Genomic DNA, 18,317 nt, shown 5'->3' on the forward strand with positions numbered 1-18,317 from the left:
TAAAAAATGAAAAGTCTGTTAATGGCATGTACAGCTATCTTGATGAGCTGCGCAACAACATCATCCCAACAAAAATTGTCTGATATGCAGCAGAAAGCAGAACTTCTTGTAACCAGCTCTCAAGGGGGTACCGAACAATCGGGTTTCAGGATTATTAAAGATGAAAAAGAATACCTTGCTCTGGGTAAAGGTGGTTTTCAACTTATAGAAGAGGGAAAAGATCCTGCATCCAATTATCCGAAATTTCCAAAAGACAAGACCGTTGTTGTATACAATCTTGGAGGATTCAGATCTGGCAGTCATACCATCAATGAGATTAAAGGAGTATCTGTAAAGGATAATGTGCTGTATGTAGAAGTTCCGGCTGGAGAACCTTCCGGCGGAATGGAAATTCAGGTGCTTTCTAATCCGTGGTTCGTTTTTGCCGTTCCTGCCAATTACCACTTTACCTCTGTAGAATTAAAATATTCAAAATAATAATGGATAAAATATATTTAGATAATGCCGCAACCACTCCGCTTGCTGAAGAAGTTATAGATGCAATGGTTGGTACGATGAAGATGAACTTTGGAAACCCGTCTTCAACTCATAGCTTTGGACAGGAAGCCAAAATCCTTATTGAAAATGTAAGAAGACAGGTTGCAGACTATCTTCATGTAACTCCTGCTGAAATCATTTTCACTTCATGTGGAACAGAATCCAATAATATGATTATTAAATCCTCGGTAGAACACCTTGGAGTAGAAAGAATCATCAGCTCGCCTTTAGAACATAAATGTGTTTCTGAAAGTATCCTTGATATGAAAGCGAGAAAAGGAGTAGAAGTACATTATATCCGTCCTAACGAAAAAGGAGATATTGATCTTAATAAATTAGAAGAATTACTAAAAGCTTCAGATAAAAAAACTCTGGTAAGTTTAATGCATGCCAATAACGAGATTGGTAACACTATTAATCTTAAAAAAGTGGCTGAACTGTGCAAAGAACATCATGCGCTTTTCCACTCAGATACAGTGCAGACAATGGCTCACATGAATCTTGATTTCTCCGATATTCCTGTAGATTTCGCTTCATGCAGTGCTCATAAATTTCACGGTCCAAAAGGGGCAGGTTTTGCTTACATTAGAAAATCCACAGGGCTGAAAGGAATCATTACCGGAGGGCCTCAGGAAAGAAGTCTGAGAGCCGGAACTGAGAACGTTTGTGGTATCGTTGGACTTGGAAAAGCTTTAGAGCTTTCTCTGGATCATATGAATGAATATACTCAGCATATGCAGGAAATTAAAGATTATGCTATCGAAAGATTATCTGCTGAAGTTGCTGGCATAAAATTCAATGGAAGAAGCGCTGAAAAGGAAAACAGTCTTTATACGGTTTTAAGTGCCTTACTGCCTTATAAAAACCCATTAATAGGACTTCAGCTAGATATGAAAGGAATTGCTATTTCTCAGGGAAGTGCATGTTCTTCCGGAGCATCTAAACCGTCAATGGTGATGATGATGGTACTTTCTGAGGACGAAATGGATCATTGTACGCCGTTACGTATTTCTTTTAGTCATATGACTACAAAAGCTGATATAGATGCATTAGTAGATGCTTTAAAAGAGATTTCAAAGGACTATGCTATAGAAAAAACTAATGTTGAGCATAGATAGTCTTATGATGTAAAAGTCGTAATTTTGAACACTCAATAGAATTGAAAAAGAAAAATAATATTAATTAAAATAAAAGAAACAAAAATGGCTTTAGAAATTACAGACAGCTCATTCCAGGATACAGTATTAAAATCAGACAAACCAGTTTTGGTAGACTTCTGGGCAGTATGGTGCGGACCTTGCAGAACGTTAGGACCAATCATTGAAGAAGTAGCTTCCGATTTTGAAGGAAAAGCAGTAGTAGGGAAAGTGGATGTGGACAACAACCAAGAGATTTCAATGCAATATGGTATCAGAAATATCCCTACAGTTCTTATTTTTAAGAACGGAGAAGTAGTAGATAAATTAGTAGGTGTAGCTCCAAAAGAGGTAATCGCTGAAAAATTAAGCGCACACTTATAAAAAAATAAGTTTGATAATGAATGCCTTCCACTATTGGGAGGCATTTTTTTTGAAAATAATTTGCAGGTAATAAAAAAAGGTGTAATTTTGCAACCACGAAAAAGAAACGACGTTCTTTCACACAAAAAACATGATCCGGTAGTTCAGCTGGTTAGAATGCCGCCCTGTCACGGCGGAGGTCGCGGGTTCGAGTCCCGTCCGGATCGCATAAAGTTTTTCAATTACTTTTAAAAAAATTGATCCGGTAGTTCAGCTGGTTAGAATGCCGCCCTGTCACGGCGGAGGTCGCGGGTTCGAGTCCCGTCCGGATCGCAGAAGTTTTCTCAATTTCTTTAAAAAAAAATTGATCCGGTAGTTCAGCTGGTTAGAATGCCGCCCTGTCACGGCGGAGGTCGCGGGTTCGAGTCCCGTCCGGATCGCAGAAGTTTTCTCAATTTACTTTAAAAAAATTGATCCGGTAGTTCAGCTGGTTAGAATGCCGCCCTGTCACGGCGGAGGTCGCGGGTTCGAGTCCCGTCCGGATCGCATAAAGTCTTCTAGAAATAGAAGACTTTTTTTGTTTATAAACTTTAACAACCTAACAGGTCTTCAAAACCTGTTAAGTGTATAGAATTAATCAAAATTTAGGGATCCATCAAATCAATCCCAGAAGGTATCAATGAGTCCAAAATCTTGAATGAAACAGATCGTTTTTTGATGTTCTATGCTGAGTTGCAAATCCTATATACTCCCTGCTATTCTTAGTCCTTTACAAACTCTTGCTTAAATATTTTCAACCTGATTTGTGTACCTTTAAAACATTCTCAAGCCATATTGGGTTCTCCATTGTAATGTTCATCTAAAAAAACAAAGAATTTCAATGAGATTTGATGCTATTATCATTTTTTTTATATATTTGGAAAAGATAGATCCTTGCTTTTCTTTTTAAGAAATGATGATGTTTCGTCATCGATGTGAAATTGCTTAGCATACTGCACTACATACTATCTTTAATGGTGAAATTGGTACTAGTGCGTGCCTTTTCAGTTCATTTTCCGGGAAAATAAAGGTACGCACTAGTACCATTTCTGGAGTTGATAGATATAGTTCTCAGAAGATACGAAGGTATATCAAAACAAAGCCCTATTCAATTGTAGGGCTTTTTATTTATAAAAAAAACACCCATGTCACAAAGTCTCACCAGACAACAGATTTATGATCGCATAAAAGCATCTTCCAAAGACAGCTATATTTTGGAAGAAATGAAAAGGCTTGGTTTCTGGCAGGAAACATCTACTCCTTCTCTGCCGGAACAGCTGATCCAAAAAGAAGCCGTCTTACAGCAGGAATTACAAGAATTACTGGCGAAAGACCGAAAGTATGGCAATCAGGAAGCAATGCTTCGTGAAATGCGTAAAAAACGGATGCAGGAAGCCAAAGCCAAAAGAGAAGTTACCAAACAAAAAAACGAACAAAAACGACAGGATAAAGCTGACCGTTGGAAGCAGCTGCAAGAGCAGCAAGTCATCTATCTTGGTGAAAACGTTTCGAAGGGGCTTCATCAAACTGAGTCTGATTCAGAAAAGCTATTTCAGTTCTCGCTTCCTGTCTTTGAAAATATATTAGATTTCAGTCAAAAGTCTGGCTTCAGTCTTTCAGTAATAAAATACTTGGCCTTTCACCGGAGGGTTTCAAAAAAATCTCATTACCACATTTTTGAGATTCCTAAAAAATCGGGCGGAAAAAGAAAAATTTCTGCTCCAAAGTCACAGCTGAAAAGTTTCCAGCAGTGGATTCTGGAAAATATTCTGAATAAGATCTCGGTAGGAGAGATGGTGCATGGTTTCACTGCTCAAAAATCAATTGTTACCAACGCAGAACCACATCTTGGTAAAGATATCATTATCAATATAGATCTTCAGGATTTTTTCCCATCAATCAGTTATAAGAGAGTGAAAGGTTTATTTGCTAAGCTTGGATACTCGGAACAACTTTCAACTATTTTTGCCTTAGTCTGTACCCAGGCTCACACAGAAGAAGCATTGCTTGATGGTGTTAAATATTTTATTCATAAAGGAGACCGGTTTTTACCTCAGGGCTCTCCTGCCAGTCCTGCAATAAGCAATCTTATTGTTTATAAACTGGATAAAAGATTACAGGGTTTAGCATTGAAGTTGGGGTTTGTGTATACACGCTATGCGGATGATCTTACTTTCTCTACTGATCAGGCCAACGAAGATCATATTAATAAGCTTTTATATTTTGTAAAACAGGTTATCAACGGCGAAAATTTTACGGTTCATTCTGATAAGCTCCATATCATGAGAAAAAAGCACCAGCAGAAAGTAACCGGAATTGTGGTGAATGAAAAACTGAATGTTGAGAGACAAAAGCTAAGGAAGTTCAGAGCGCTTTTACACAATATTGAAGTCAATGGATGGCAGAACCAAACCTGGGGAAAAGCATTTCACCTGATCAATGCCATTGAAGGGTATATCAATTTTGTCAACATGGTAAATCCTTCCAAAGCATCAGTCTTCAAAGATAAATTACATGCAATTATTGCCAAACATGGTAAACCAATTGTAGAAAGTGGAAAACCAATTCCTGAAACAGTAGAAATAATTGAAGTTTCCGAAGTTAAAGAAGAAATAATAACACCAAAAGAAGATAAGACCGATTGGTGGAATATTTTTTAGCCTGAACCAACACATAATAACAACATCTTAAGCCATAAGATAGATGAGAATCATCAAACAAACCAAACTCTTTTTCCACGAGGGAAAATCAGATAAAGTTTACGAAATCGATCTTTGTGAAATCAATCCTGATGCTTTCATTGTCAATTTCCGTTATGGAAGGCGGGGAGCTGCATTGAAAGAAGGATCGAAAACACCTGAATTTGTTTCCAGAGAAAAAGCTGAGCATATTTTTGACCAACTCGAAAAAGAAAAGAGAAATAAAGGATATCAGTCTGAAGTGGAAGTATTCGTAGAGCTTCCTTCATTGGAAACACTGAATGTAGACTCTAAAGAAGGAGTAATACTGAAGCGTCTGGAGGATGCCACACAGGGAATCAATTCTTTCAGAACAGAATGGAAAACGTCCCGCGTCATCTGGAAAGCTGCCCAAATGGAAATCAAAGAAGCTGCTCCTTATATTCTGAAATTGGCTACAAAAGGGGATGAAATGCAGCTGTATGCTTCTGTTTTTGCAATAAGAAGATTAAAAATAATTCAGGCTTCTGAACTTCTTCATAGCATTGCACATAGTACAAGACATAAGCAATACATCAGAAATGTTGCATTTGATGCTCTTTTGGCAATTAATGAAGGTTCAGAACTGGAAAAAATTGCTTCAGAATTGCTGGAAAGCTTGCCTGCAGAAATAAAATACGCAATTGATAAAGGAGACTATAACAGCATGAAAAAGTATTATGCTGAAAAATTCAACAAAAAAGAAAAAACAGATGAGCTGACTTCCCTTTATCTTTTATCAAAGGCTTATCCTTCGTTGGTTGAAGTGATTGAAAATGTATTGTGGCAAATTCCATTTGAATCACCTTATTTCAGAATTATCCGGGCCATATACAAGCTTGCTCGTTTCAGGGATGATGCTCAGATTCTGGGAATGCTTTCATTTCTATTTGAAAAGAAAACACCAGCATTCAACAGGACAGCAAGTTTAGATAAAGACTCCTGGAATCAGGACCAATACTTTTATCAGTTCGGAGGGTATGTGAACGTAAGAAAAGAGCTTTCTAATAATGAAAGCCGCTTGGCATTTTCAAATTTCACTAAACTTTATTTCCAAAAGAATAGTTTTTACTATTTAAAAGATCTTGGAAAACAAAATAAAGCAAAAGAATATATAAGGTTTGCAGTCAATGCTCTTATTCAGTATTCCGATGCAGATTACACTCCTGCAAACAGGAGACCTTTAAGTACTTATGGAACTTATGACTGGCAGAGCAGCAGGTATCATTACACTGTAGTTGATTTCCCTGAATGTTACCAGTCTTTACTGCTTACTAGCATTCTTTTCGGGAATGATACAACCCGTAAAATGGATTCGAAACTTCAGTTTTATCTTAAAAAAGAAGAATTCTGGAGCTCAGATTATTATTATCAGGAAAACAAGGTCACAAAAATAGACTCCGGAACAAATAAAAATTCAGTTTCTTCCACAAAAAATCAACAGCAGGGAGCATTAGATAATATCATTAGTACATTTAAAAATATTTTTGGTTCTAATAAAGAAAAGCAAACCATTTCTCAGCCTAGTCAGGAAAACATTGTAATAGGGACTGAATCAAATTTTTCAAGACCTGAATTGTATCCTGAATTTTGGGATGAGATGCCGGAAGCGTACATTCAGCTTTTGATGCAGGGGAAAATGGATCTGGTTATGAAATTTGCTTATGAAAATCTTTCTGTTCATGCGAATTACAAAGATTTACTACAAAGAATAGAACCTGAAATGATGGTTCTGCTGCTTAATAAATCTTCAAAATATCCTCAAAGTTTAGGTTTTGATGCTTTGGAGAAAAGAGAAACAGAACTAAGGCAAAATGAAAGTTTTGTAGCATTGGTGCTGGTTTCAGAAAATGAAAAAGCAAGAAACTGGGCGAAAGTGAATATCGAGAATAATACACACTATTTTCTTTCTTCTACAGATTTTCTCACGATTTTGATCATGAACTCAAGAAGAGAGTCCAATGAATTCATCAATAATTTACTTCAAAAAGCATCTTTATCAGAAGACAGGCAAAAAGCGGTGCTTGGAAAAGTAATCATACAATTGATTGCCCTGGAAAATAATGAAGAAAATGATAAAATTGCTGATGCAGCTACCAAAAAACTCAAAATAACGGCTTATTCTAATTTTTCTGAGATCAGCTGGGATATTATTGCTCAATTATTGACTTCTCCGTTGAATAATAACAGGCTTTTGGCCAGTGAAATTTTACTTTCCAAATCCGGGAAATATCCTGTTACAGAAATTCCATTGTCAATTATTGAATTATTATTAAGCAATGAAAATGAATCTATCAGGGAAAATGGAATTAGTCTTTTAAAGCAGTATCCGAAAGAAGAAATTGGGAATCATTGGTCGCAGCTTCTTCAATTGCTGTCTACCAGCCATAAAGATGTTGTCGAAAATATTCTGTCATTGAATGATCAGTTTGAGTCACAATCTGAAATTCAGGAGCGAACTACCGGAAGATTGTTTGATGTGTTGATGATCGAGCAAAAATTTGAAAATTCACATCAGCTATTCAGAGATTATTTGGGTAAAATGGTCGCAAAATCCATTGATGAGATTCCTGTAAAATGGATCATAAGGTTAATCTTTGCCAACAGTGTGAAAAATCAGCTTTTTGGTTTCGAACTGCTTAAAAAAGTGAATGATGATACAAGATTCACTTTAAAACAGATTATTTCCCTTGCCAATCATGAATTCCTGGCAGTGAGACAATGGTCGTGGAGTTTTTATAAAAACAATGTGGGAAGAATTAAATCAGACCGCAGCCATGCCCTCGGAATTTTAGATGCAAAATGGGATGATAGCAGAGAGTTTGCTTTTCATTTCTTCCAAACTGAATTCACCGATGAAGATTGGGATACCGATTGTTTAGTAGGAATTGTAGATTCTGTACGTTCTGATGTAGAGAGTTTTGGTAAAAACCTGATCATGAAATTTTTCAAAAAAGAGCAGGGCTTAGAGTATCTTACAAAACTCAGCCAGCATCCAAGTCAGAACATCCAGCTTTTCGTGACCTCTTATCTTGAAGAATATGCTGCAGATAATTCTGAAAAGCTTAAGGAATTAAGTTTTTATTTCCGGTCTGTACTTTCAAGGGTAAACAGAGCACGAACTGCCAAAAACAGAATTTTCACTTTTCTGGAAAAGGAAGGAAGAAAAAATATAGAATCAGCTGAAACTGTCAGTAAAATTTTAGACGATTTATCAGCAACAACAGCCATTCAGGATAAAGCTAAATGTATCAATATTATCTCTGAGCTGAAAATGATTTATCCTCAACTGAATGTTCATCTTCAATTAATCTCTTAAGCCATGTTATTCGATTATAAATTTCATAAAGATACTGCAGTTACGAACTCTGCAACGAGTACGCAGATGAGCTTTTCACCTGATCTGCAAAGAGATCCTACATTTTTTGTAGGGAAGCTTAATAAAAAGATCCCTTTCCGGGAAGCGATTTCAGCTTTGCATGATGTAGTGGTTTCCGATCTTCGTTTCAAACCAAAGGATAGAGAAGAATACAGAGCATGGGCTGCAGAACAGGAAAAACTTTGGCTGAGTGATTATATGGCGGAATTTCAGATAGAAGAAGTCCGAAAAAGAATGGCTGAAGTAAGAGGAGAACTGGATCATGTTTATAAAGAAAAAAACAGAGTGCTAGGTCCTTTCAATACTGCTAAAAAGGCTTACTTTGATTACTTGTACGAGAAAGATAAAGACGCATGGTTTGTGCTAGATCCGGTGATTACAGTTCATCCCGATGAAGTTTTCTTTGAATGTTTCAGTCAGGACGAATCTACTTACGGAAAACTAAGTAGTAGCTACAATGTTTTCACAGAAATCAATGAGCTTAAATGTGGAACTACCAATATTGATTATTCAGCCGCGCTGTATAATGAGTTCCAAAAGATAAGAGATTATAAGGACACCGAGTTTAAAATTGATCCTTCAGGTTTTGAAGCGCTTACCACAAACGAAGAACTTTACAAGGAAGAAAAAATAGATTTGCCGGATTCCTGGGTCCGTGGATTTTTACAGGTAAGTTCTGCAATGACTCTGCCGGCAACCACTTTCGATCTTCATCCGATGGATATTTTTAGTATCTGTCAGTTTTTAAGAAGATTTAAGGAGAAAAAAGGGCCGAGAGCACTGCGTTTTATTCTTGAACCAGGAAAACCGATTCAGGCTGTTTTTGAGCCATGGTACGAGGTGCTAACTTTTCACCGTTCTATTTATAAAGGACCTGAAAGTAAAACGATCAGAATATGGGGGAGAAGAAGGCTGTTGATTCTCGAAAGATTGATTCCCATAGCTAAAAATTTTAGAGTGGTCTTATTAGGAAACGGGCTGCCTTCATTTTATATTGCAGACTTGGGTGACATGTCTTTTACCTTAGGACTTTCAGGATGGACTACCAATGACTGGAGCAAAGCAGGAAACTTTGATCTAATGGCTCCAAGAGGTCATGTGGATTTACTGACTCAGGAAAAAGTTTTTAATGCTTTAAAGGAAACATGGTTCGGAACTACTGCTGACCTTTCAAAAAAACTGAATCTGGATACAGCTGTCATTTCATCTTCGCTTACCTCTTATACACAGGCGGGAAGAGTCATTTATGATCTTAATTCGGGATTATACAGGGTTCGTGAACTGACTCAGGAGCCTTTGGATATGAAACAGCTTCGTTTCTCAAGTCCGTTAGAGGAAAAAGCTGATTGGTTGATTTCGGAAGGAAAGGTGAAAATTGATTATAGTGTAAAGAATGATATTCTCAATATTCGGGGAACGATCAAAGAGAATAATTTCACTCACAAAACAGAAGCTTCTATCGATAGAGATCAACGTTTGATTGATGGAGACTGTCAATGTAGTTTTTATAAAGCAAACGGATTGAGACAGGGGCCTTGTGAGCATATTCTGGCGACGAGAATGATGATTAACAGGAAGGGTTAAATATTTTGGGATAAATAAAATGATCTGCCATTTTATGACTATTTTAGCATGTAAAATAGAATGTGATGTCAAAAAAGAAGTTCATATTATTATCAATATTGAAGACCTGGTTTTTCTCAACGGTTATTTCAACCATTCTTCTGATTATATTTATGAACCTGACTAAACCGGGAATAGAAGGACGGCCAAGAAACTGTGATATGAGTGGTTTGGCTTACGGTCTTGTGATTTTTTGGATTTTTGTTCTTGGTATAGCTTCTTTCAGTAGCTTTCTTTCATTTTTAAGACCGTTTCAGAATAAAATGAAAACTCTCTTATGTTGGTTTTTGTTTCCGATCCTTCTTATCATTTATTATTTCTTTATGATTGCGGAAGGGCAAAAAATAAGTGGAGAAGATATTCTGTTTTTTCTGATTGCCAATTTGCCTTGGTTAATACTTTGGACGTTTTATTATTTTAGATTTAGAATGCTTTATTTCAATCAGGCAATTGGAGCATAATTGTTAAGGATTTTTGACTCTCGATAAATAGAAAAGAAGGAGAGGATGATATAAAAAAAATTACTGCCTTGTGGGACAGTAATAGTAAAAATCAGTGATATGGTGGCTGATCAGTTTGTAATTTAAAGCAGAGATTTATGCTGTTTAAAAGGCTGATCGTTGATGTTGCTTTTTTATTCGGTCAATTATTTAATATTTAGTCTGAATTAGGTGTCATTGTCTGAGTTATTTACGATAAAAACCTGACGAATCAACTTTAGTTAGACCGAATTTTTGGCAACTTCTATATCATGGTTATTGATGACATTGTTGGTGTTCTTTTTCTGATCGCTTGTTAGCTATGTCTTCCAGAAGTTCCTAATGGTGGTGTTTCTAGAAGAATGGTACAATCATGCAAATCATTTGCAAATGTATATCACGCCATTTTGAGAATTGCTACACTTTTGTGTAGATTTGTGGTATGAAAGCTAAAAACTATCCTTTAGTGTAGTCGTGAGAAAAGCTTAAAAAAAATATGGAAGAGATTAAAAGGTTTTTTAACGAAAAAAATGAGGTCAGTAAAGATGCTGACATAGATTTCAGCCAGGCAGGAGATTATCTTGAGGCTGTAAAGGCACTTGCCAGAACTACCTATCAAAGCTTATACGTTATTAACTACCAGACTAAAGGATTTGAATATGTTTCAGAAAATCCACTTTTTTTATGTGGCAAAACTTCAGAGGAAGTAAAGAATCTTGGCTACGCCTTCTATTTTCAGAATGTAAAACCGGAGGATGTTGAAATGTTGATTAAGATCAATGAAGCAGGATTTAAATTTTTTGATACTATTCCGATAGAGGATAGGAAGCTGTATTCCATTTCCTATGACTTTAATTTGATCAATAGTAAAAAGAATATGATCTTGGTGAATCATAAGCTTGCCCCTATGTTTCTTACTGAAGATGGGCAGGTATGGAAAGCCCTGTGTGCTGTTTCCCTTTCTAATAATACTTCTTCCGGAAATGTAGTTCTCAGCAAGGAAGGTTCTGATGAGATCTGGAAATATGATCTCATAGAAGATAAATGGGAGAAAAGTGAAAAGCTAAAATTATCTTCAAGAGAATATGAAATTTTAAGCCTGTACACCAGTGGTCATACGATCAGTGAAATTGCAGACAAACTTTTTATTACAGCAGATACGGTGAAATTTCATCGTAAAAAACTTTTTGAAAAAATCGGAGTAAGCAATATTGCAGAGGCTTTATCTTATGCCAAAACCAATAAATTGCTTTAAATTTTGGAGGAAAGAAATGGAAAAATGTTTACTGTTCCAGCCATTTTTTGAATTCTGAAACTCTATTCTTACTGATGAGTATCATTTCATCACTTTCAGGTTTTACCATTAGCTTTAATTGGTTTTTACCATACACAAGAATATTATTAATGGCTTTTACATTAATGATAAATTGCCGGTTTGCCCTGTAAAACATTTGCGGATCTAACGTTTTGATCAGTTCATCCAGACTAGAGTTGATAGAATATTGGTTTCCTGAACATGTCTTTATGTAAACAATGTTATTTTCAAGAAAGAAATAAGCAATTTCCGAGATTTCTAAAGATATTAATTCGTCTTTATGATAGGTAATGATTCTTTTCTTTAAACCATCAGTTGATTCTTCCCTTAAAAAGTCATTGTTATTTTCTTTGTGTTTTTCATGAATTAAATGCAGCTGAGTATTGATAGCCGTTAAAGTATTAACTTCATCATTAAGGTTTTTAATCTCATCATTTTTCTGAGTTTCATATTTTTTATAGATCATTCGAATGAGAAAGAAGCTTATTCCGAGAATGGATAAAGTGGCAATTAAAAATACAATGAGAAAGGTTAAATATAAATCAGAAATCTGCTGTTCTATTACATCAATATTGGCGTGTGAGGCTACCATCCAGTCACTGCCTTCTACAGGGTAAAAACTTACAATTTCGGAAGCGCGTTTTGATGTTTTATTAAAATGATGTATTCCTGTACTGGCTTTTCCCGAATGTAATATGTCCAGAAAATCAAATGGCTTATTATCTAAAATAAATTCTGAGCTGTTGATCTCAACTTTTTTGCCAACTAAAGCCGGATTAGGATGACAAAGCTCAATACCTTTCTGATTATACATACAAATAAACCCGCTTTGTGTATCGGTATTTACAATACTGCTTTGAAGATTCTGAATGACGGTTTCTTCTGAAAGACCTTGCTTAAGCTGCAATTCTAGTAATTTACCAATTTCACGAGCTTCTCTTTTTCCCGCCTCAAAAGTACTTTTGAAAACATCTTTTTTAGAAGAAGAATATAAATATCGGAAAGAAAAAAAACTGACAAGCAGGATCACAATACTTATGGCGGAAAAAGTGATCGTATAAAGATTGATCTTTTTCATTAATGAAGAGGGAATTTCTAATTCGCTTCAAAATTACGGATTTATTCACAAGGAAATATTCGCTTTTAAGGGTTAAATTTTCCTTTTCATTGATTGTTTAATGAGCTAAGGTATTGGTTTACCATAACTTTGAATTTAGAATTTAAATAAATTAAAAATGATTCTCTCATGAAAAATAAGAATAAACTGATCTTGGTTTTGCTTGCTGGATTTGTCGGTTTACAGTTTTTTCGACCTGAAAAAATTGATCATGGAACAAAAACACAAAACCTAACCAACGTTCCAAAAGAAGTGAATGCCATTTTGAGAAGCTCATGTTTTGATTGTCATTCCTCACAAGCCAATTTAAGATGGTATGATAAAATTACACCGGCTAATTTTTTGGTTGCATCACACATTACAGAGGCTAGAAAAGTATTAGATTTCTCTCAATGGGATTCTTGGCCAAAAGCACAGCAAAATTCAACGATTTACTATGCACTCAATAAAGTTTTGTCAGGAGAAATGCCGCTTCCAAGCTATGCGGCTGTTCATTCCTCAGCAAAATTAAATCAGGAGCAAATCCAGACACTAAAGAACTATGCTTTATCACTCACACCTCGTAAAATTTCAGATGATTCACAAATAAAAGAGGCGGAGATTCAATACAATTCCTGGGTAAAAGGAGAATTGAAAAACACTCATGTAAAAGATGCGCCAAACGGACAGCATTATTTTCCGGATTACCGAAACTGGAAAGCGATCAGTACAACAGATCGCTTTGATAACGGAACGATGCGGATTATTTTTGGGAATACTATTGCTGTAAAAGCAATTCAGGATCATAAAGTAAACCCTTGGCCGGATGGAACTGTCTTTGCAAAAACTGTTTGGAAACAGCAGTTGAAAAAAGATGGAAGTATTTCTTCAGGTGAGTTTTTAGCAGTTGAATTTATGGTTAAAGATGCTGAAAAATATTCAAAAACGAAAGGCTGGAACTGGGCGAGATGGAAAGGTGCTGATCTAAAACCTTATGGAGGTGATACACCAAATTTTGAGCAGGAATGTATTGAGTGCCATAAGCCTGTAGCCAATCGTGACTATGTTTTCACGTCACCGTTATACCTAATTTCTCAACTTAAAAAAATCAGACAAAATGAAAAACTATAGTTTATTTTTATTTTTTGCTTTTGTATTATTGGTTTCCTGTCAAAAGGATGCTGAGAATATTCTTAATCTGGAAGCATCTATTGAACAAAGTGATGAACTGAAAGAAAACCCGCTTTTAATGAAACCTATTACATCTTCCATTCAGCCCAAGATAAAAACAATGTCAACCTTGTACGGAAATGATATTGCATTCGAATATGCAAAAGCAAATTCTAGTTCTGATTATCCTCCTAATGCAGTTCTGTATGAGGTAACCTGGGCTCAAAAATCTGATGAATTATGGTTTGGAGCAAATATCCCCAAAAATATGATCTCTGTTGAGAAAATTAGCTTTTTTGACAAAGGTCTTATAATATACGAAATGTTTCATGGAAAGGCCTTAAAGAGGGTGAATACAGATAGTAAGAATGAGAATCTAAGGATAAATGCAATACTTTCTCAAAAAATGGCAGTGTCTCCATAATTTTCATATTTCCGTATTTTCCCGGTATTTTTATTAATGATAGTTGTTATTTCATCTTTAGGTCTGATATTTGTACTGAGTAGAAAAACTGAAATACCAATTTATTTATAATGAACATATTTGTGAAAAAATCATTTCTATATGCTTGCTTATGTGCAATGTTCCTCGTTTCTTGTAAAAAAGAAATAGATAAAATAAGTGATACTTTTAAAGATACTGTTTCTTCATCAGAAACTCAGGAAGCAGAAAAAGACTCTATAAAGAAAGATTCTGTACCTGTGGTGAAAAAAGAATCTGTTCCGCCTATGATGCAGGAGAACGGTTTTTATAATGCCTTTGTCCTTCCAAAAGATAAAAAGATGCGGGATTCTGTATATGCAGAATTCAGTAAAAAATATGATGAGAAGGAACGTTATGCAATTTTAGCGTTAAACAGACTGGATTCCAAAAGCAAATGGAATGCTGATACATTAGTAGTTCCTGCTAAAATAGACACGACATTGATGGCATATTCGCCGTTTCCTATGCAGCTTGATGTATTAAGTGGTGTCAAGAAATTTGTAATCTTTTCTTATCCAATTCAGGCTTATGCTGTATATTCTAATGGGGGTCTTGTGAAATGGGGCCCAACGAGTATGGGTAAAAAAACTGCACAGACTACAAGAGGTCTTACTTTTGCCAACTGGAAAAAGAAATTGTCCATTTCTACAGTAAGCAGCGAATGGAAACTTCCTTACAACTTTAATATTCACAATATAGGTGGTATTGGATGGCATGAATATACACTTCCCGGATATCCTGCCTCACACTCGTGTTTGAGATTATTGAGAAAAGATGCCCAATGGCTGTATTCCTATGCTGATACCTGGATTCTGAATCCCGGTGGTGCTACTACAAAAGCAAGAGGTACTGCAGTAATGGTATTTGGGGATTATAATTGGGGTGGAAGAAGGCCGTGGAAGAAACTTTTGGATGATCCGAATGCTAATAATATATCAGTAGAAGAGTTAACAAAATTATTGGAGCCGGATGTTCCTAAAATGCTGAAAGAACAGGCCAACAGAGAAAAAGTGGCCGATTCTATTAGATCAGCAAAGGCAATGGCTGCACCTATCCAGAATGAAAGACCTACAGATACTTTGTCTAAATAATCTTCTTTTCGAATTGTAAAGTAGATTCCTCTGCAAATTGTCTTAATTTAAGCATTTCATCTTTCCCCTTATGCTGTCCGAATCTTGCGGCAATGTAAGTGAGAAGAATAAAAAATAACATGACAAAAGAAGCGCTCAGTGCCCAAGGGTATTCAGCGCTTTTTATTTGCTTTTCTACGTAATACATAGTAAAGAATGTCATCCAAAAAATGGAAAAGGAAAAGTACAGGAACATAAAAAAGGTCCATACAGCAGAACTAGGTCCAAAAATTCCACGTATTACCGTTTCATCATCTTCTACTTCAACCCTTAAAGCAAGACGAGGCTTCCAGTAATTGTCATTGGATGTTTCCACCCAGATGGTAGCAACTTCTTTATTGATGTTACCGGAGAATTCATTTTTATGTTCGGCAAGGTATTTTTTCAGGTTTTCTGCATACTCTTCCTTAGTAAGATGGGTAAACATCTTAAATCTTGGCCGGGTTCTTATTCTGTCTAAAGTTGTTTCTTCGGTTGTCATATTATTTATTCTTGATAAGGAATTGGGTCTTCCAAATTAAAATGGAAAGTCAGTTTTTCTTCTTGCCTTTGAATAATCATAGTAATACTTCGTCCTTCGGATGATTTCATGATTTCAAGGATTTTTTCCAAAGTCATGTCTGATGTTTTATCCCCGTTGATGCTGATCACTTTATCGTCCTTTTTTAAGCCAGCTGCATAAGCCGGTGAGTCTTTTCTCACGCCTGCAATAGAAAATAACGGTTTAAGGCTGAATTTATATTGAAATGAATCTTTATATACTTCATTTGAATTGGTTGTGCCAGACATCGGTTGAGTGTCAATTTTCACTCGATCCTGTTGCCATTCCAATCCATCCTGTTTAAAATCGAGGCCGCTCATATTAAAGTGAAAAGGATCATCAAAGTTTCTGTTTTTCTTCAAATATAGTTTATTGTTGGGATAATCAAAAATGAGGGAAAACCGTCTCATGATTTCACCACCTACCGAACCTTTTCTATCTTTTACCAGATTTACATGCTGAATAGAGTACTCATCGGGCATAGCAGTAAGAGGTTTTTCAAATTTAAAATCACCAAGATAAAAATTATGAATCCTGCTTCTTTTACCGTAAATATCCCCATTGAATCCACGGCCCAGAAAATCATCAATATTGGGGCGGTTATAAACAAAATCTTTGATAAGGGTAGGGAAAAGCCATATAGCATCACTGTTTCCAAGGTCAATCAGAAGTTTTGAAGCTTTCTTTTCGCGGGTCATTTCTACATCAGCATTAAGATAAGGTTTATTATTTTCAATACTGATTGGAATTTCATCAGATTTTCTGATTTTTCTTTTTAAGAGATCTGCATTCTCATAAATCGTTATTTTTTTAGAAATATAGTCAATGGTGATAGGATGATCTTTAAAAAAATGATAACCGATAACCCCATTTACAGGAATTCCTACATGGGAAGAAACATTGAATTCCTCATCCAGGATCACATAAAGAGACATAGACATATTGACGACCTCATCCCCAATTCTGCCAATATTACGGTCAGATTTTAACCCATCTATACTTAAGCTTCCTCCAAGTCCGGAAAATTTTATCTTTTCCACATTACTCAGCTGGATTTCTTTATTGTCTAAACTGAATAAGATAGTTTCTGCTACTCCGGTATCCACCATAAAGGTAAGGCTGGCTCCATTGATATTGATCGGAATAAAAATCAGATTATTGATAAGCTGGAAAGGGATCACTGCTTTTTGAGTATTGACCAGCCGGAAGGAGTTCTGGGCATGGACAAAAATACCCAACAATAAACCCAGTAAAAGTAGCTTTAGTTTCATTTACTGAATTTACTGAATTTATCTTTATAATAATAAAAAAACATTCCAAATACAGGAATGTTTGTATAAACAGCAATGATGTGTTTGGTTTTATTGAATTTATTTTAAATATGGATTCTGCCTATTTAGAGAAAAAGTCCATTAAATCCATATAATTTTTTTGGTTCACTCCATGTCCGCTCATATATTCTCTGAAGGTAAAATAACAGTTAAGATCATAAAGTAATTCAGCAGCCTTTCTTCCCCAGTCAATAGGAATTACAGCGTCATCTGTACCGTGAGATACAAAGAATCTTAGCTTTTCCAGTTTCTTTTTATCCTTTACAATTCCATCCAGAATCTTTTCTTCCGTATAAGCACTTAAACAGGCAATATTGGTAAATAATTCAGGATATTTTAATGCAAGAGCATAGCATAATACTCCTCCCTGACTGAACCCGCATAAATGCACCTTGCTTTCAGTAAGACCGTAGTTGTTGACTATTTTTAATATACTTTCCAATACAGCATTTAAAGATTCTGTAGCCTGGGGAACATTAATGAAATGTTCTGGGTCATTAAAATTAATATCATACCAAGAATATCCCTCAAACTGAGTATCTCTCGGTGCTCTGAAACTAACGATAATCCAATCTTTGGGAAGGGTCTCTCTAAAACTGAAGAGGTCCTGCTCATTGCTGCCGTAGCCGTGAAGCATAAAAAGTATAGGGGTAGCAGAGGTGATATTTTCCGGCTCTCTTACTATGTAATCTAAATTCATACAGCAAATATAATTAATAAATTACATTGTAAATCCTAACTTTTAGGATTCCTGTAAAGGTGTTGAAAAATCATTTTTAGAAATAAAAAAGGAAAACCAATCTTTATTTAAAAGCACCATAATTCTATTTTTATGGCTGGCTTTTATCAGTATGGAAATAGTTAAGGATATAAAAGTATTTTATGTTTAATAATTAGGAAATTACGTTGTGTTATTAGGTTTTTCAACATTGGTTTTATTTTTATTAATTTGATATTTATTGTAAAAAAATGTTGTA

General features: G+C 35.5%; 15 protein-coding genes and 4 tRNA genes. 15 read left to right on the forward strand and 4 right to left on the reverse strand.

Going from position 1 to position 18,317, the window contains the following annotated elements:
- Window positions 1-6 precede the first annotated feature (6 nt).
- The 12 genes from AC3HD6_RS15360 to AC3HD6_RS15415 all read left to right on the forward strand — a co-directional run bounded on the left by AC3HD6_RS15360 (window position 7) and on the right by AC3HD6_RS15415 (window position 11,528).
- A complete protein-coding gene (locus AC3HD6_RS15360) occupies window positions 7-477 on the forward strand; it encodes a hypothetical protein (protein ID WP_488897131.1) in 471 nt (156 codons plus the stop codon).
- A 2-nt stretch (window positions 478-479) separates the two neighbouring features.
- A complete protein-coding gene (locus AC3HD6_RS15365) occupies window positions 480-1,655 on the forward strand; it encodes a cysteine desulfurase family protein (protein ID WP_488897132.1) in 1,176 nt (391 codons plus the stop codon).
- A gap of 84 nt (window positions 1,656-1,739) precedes the next feature.
- Window positions 1,740-2,057, forward strand: coding sequence for a thioredoxin (gene trxA / locus AC3HD6_RS15370; protein ID WP_027374941.1), 318 nt, complete (start codon window positions 1,740-1,742; stop codon window positions 2,055-2,057).
- Window positions 2,058-2,189: 132 nt separating this feature from the next.
- Window positions 2,190-2,263 (forward strand) — tRNA-Asp (locus AC3HD6_RS15375).
- A 32-nt stretch (window positions 2,264-2,295) separates the two neighbouring features.
- Window positions 2,296-2,369, forward strand: a tRNA-Asp gene (locus AC3HD6_RS15380).
- A 33-nt stretch (window positions 2,370-2,402) separates the two neighbouring features.
- Window positions 2,403-2,476: transfer RNA gene (locus tag AC3HD6_RS15385), tRNA-Asp, on the forward strand.
- A gap of 32 nt (window positions 2,477-2,508) precedes the next feature.
- Window positions 2,509-2,582: transfer RNA gene (locus AC3HD6_RS15390), tRNA-Asp, on the forward strand.
- Between the two features lie 638 nt (window positions 2,583-3,220).
- Window positions 3,221-4,735 (forward strand): retron St85 family RNA-directed DNA polymerase, encoded by a 1,515-nt coding sequence (locus tag AC3HD6_RS15395; protein ID WP_488897133.1) that lies wholly within the window; start codon window positions 3,221-3,223, stop codon window positions 4,733-4,735.
- 43 nt (window positions 4,736-4,778) lie between these two features.
- Window positions 4,779-8,111 carry a WGR domain-containing protein gene (locus AC3HD6_RS15400; protein ID WP_488897134.1) on the forward strand — a complete coding sequence of 1,111 codons (3,333 nt, stop codon included), beginning with the start codon at window positions 4,779-4,781 and terminating at the stop codon, window positions 8,109-8,111.
- Between the two features lie 3 nt (window positions 8,112-8,114).
- A complete protein-coding gene (locus tag AC3HD6_RS15405; protein WP_488897135.1) occupies window positions 8,115-9,755 on the forward strand; it encodes an SWIM zinc finger family protein in 1,641 nt (546 codons plus the stop codon).
- 65 nt (window positions 9,756-9,820) lie between these two features.
- The gene (locus AC3HD6_RS15410) at window positions 9,821-10,255 is read left to right on the forward strand and encodes a hypothetical protein (RefSeq protein ID WP_488897136.1); all 435 of its coding nucleotides are present in this window, start codon (window positions 9,821-9,823) and stop codon (window positions 10,253-10,255) included.
- A 514-nt stretch (window positions 10,256-10,769) separates the two neighbouring features.
- On the forward strand, window positions 10,770-11,528 hold the full coding sequence (locus tag AC3HD6_RS15415; protein ID WP_488897137.1) for a response regulator transcription factor: 759 nt from the start codon (window positions 10,770-10,772) through the stop codon (window positions 11,526-11,528).
- 28 nt (window positions 11,529-11,556) lie between these two features.
- Here AC3HD6_RS15415 and AC3HD6_RS15420 read toward each other — a convergent pair whose 3' ends face one another.
- Window positions 11,557-12,666, reverse strand: coding sequence for a LytTR family transcriptional regulator DNA-binding domain-containing protein (locus AC3HD6_RS15420; protein WP_488897138.1), 1,110 nt, complete (start codon window positions 12,664-12,666; stop codon window positions 11,557-11,559).
- Window positions 12,667-12,834: 168 nt separating this feature from the next.
- Here AC3HD6_RS15420 and AC3HD6_RS15425 point away from each other — a divergent pair, with 168 nt between their 5' ends.
- The 3 genes from AC3HD6_RS15425 to AC3HD6_RS15435 all read left to right on the forward strand — a co-directional run bounded on the left by AC3HD6_RS15425 (window position 12,835) and on the right by AC3HD6_RS15435 (window position 15,429).
- Window positions 12,835-13,815 carry a heme-binding domain-containing protein gene (locus AC3HD6_RS15425; protein ID WP_488897139.1) on the forward strand — a complete coding sequence of 327 codons (981 nt, stop codon included), beginning with the start codon at window positions 12,835-12,837 and terminating at the stop codon, window positions 13,813-13,815.
- The gene (locus AC3HD6_RS15430) at window positions 13,802-14,278 is read left to right on the forward strand and encodes a hypothetical protein (RefSeq protein WP_488897140.1); all 477 of its coding nucleotides are present in this window, start codon (window positions 13,802-13,804) and stop codon (window positions 14,276-14,278) included. Before AC3HD6_RS15425 ends, AC3HD6_RS15430 begins: the two co-directional genes overlap by 14 nt.
- Window positions 14,279-14,400: 122 nt before the next feature.
- The gene (locus AC3HD6_RS15435; protein WP_488897141.1) at window positions 14,401-15,429 is read left to right on the forward strand and encodes a L,D-transpeptidase; all 1,029 of its coding nucleotides are present in this window, start codon (window positions 14,401-14,403) and stop codon (window positions 15,427-15,429) included.
- On the opposite strand, the gene AC3HD6_RS15440 is transcribed toward AC3HD6_RS15435, so the two are convergent.
- The 3 genes from AC3HD6_RS15440 to AC3HD6_RS15450 form a co-directional block, all read right to left on the reverse strand.
- Window positions 15,422-15,949 (reverse strand): hypothetical protein, encoded by a 528-nt coding sequence (locus AC3HD6_RS15440; RefSeq protein WP_488897142.1) that lies wholly within the window; start codon window positions 15,947-15,949, stop codon window positions 15,422-15,424. The genes AC3HD6_RS15435 and AC3HD6_RS15440 overlap by 8 nt on opposite strands.
- A 5-nt stretch (window positions 15,950-15,954) precedes the next feature.
- Window positions 15,955-17,280 carry a PDZ domain-containing protein gene (locus AC3HD6_RS15445; RefSeq protein WP_488897143.1) on the reverse strand — a complete coding sequence of 442 codons (1,326 nt, stop codon included), beginning with the start codon at window positions 17,278-17,280 and terminating at the stop codon, window positions 15,955-15,957.
- A 121-nt stretch (window positions 17,281-17,401) separates the two neighbouring features.
- Window positions 17,402-18,040 (reverse strand): alpha/beta hydrolase, encoded by a 639-nt coding sequence (locus AC3HD6_RS15450; RefSeq protein ID WP_488897144.1) that lies wholly within the window; start codon window positions 18,038-18,040, stop codon window positions 17,402-17,404.
- Between the last annotated feature and the right edge of the window lie 277 nt (window positions 18,041-18,317).

The sequence above is a fragment of the Chryseobacterium sp. II3a genome (genome assembly GCF_057815135.1).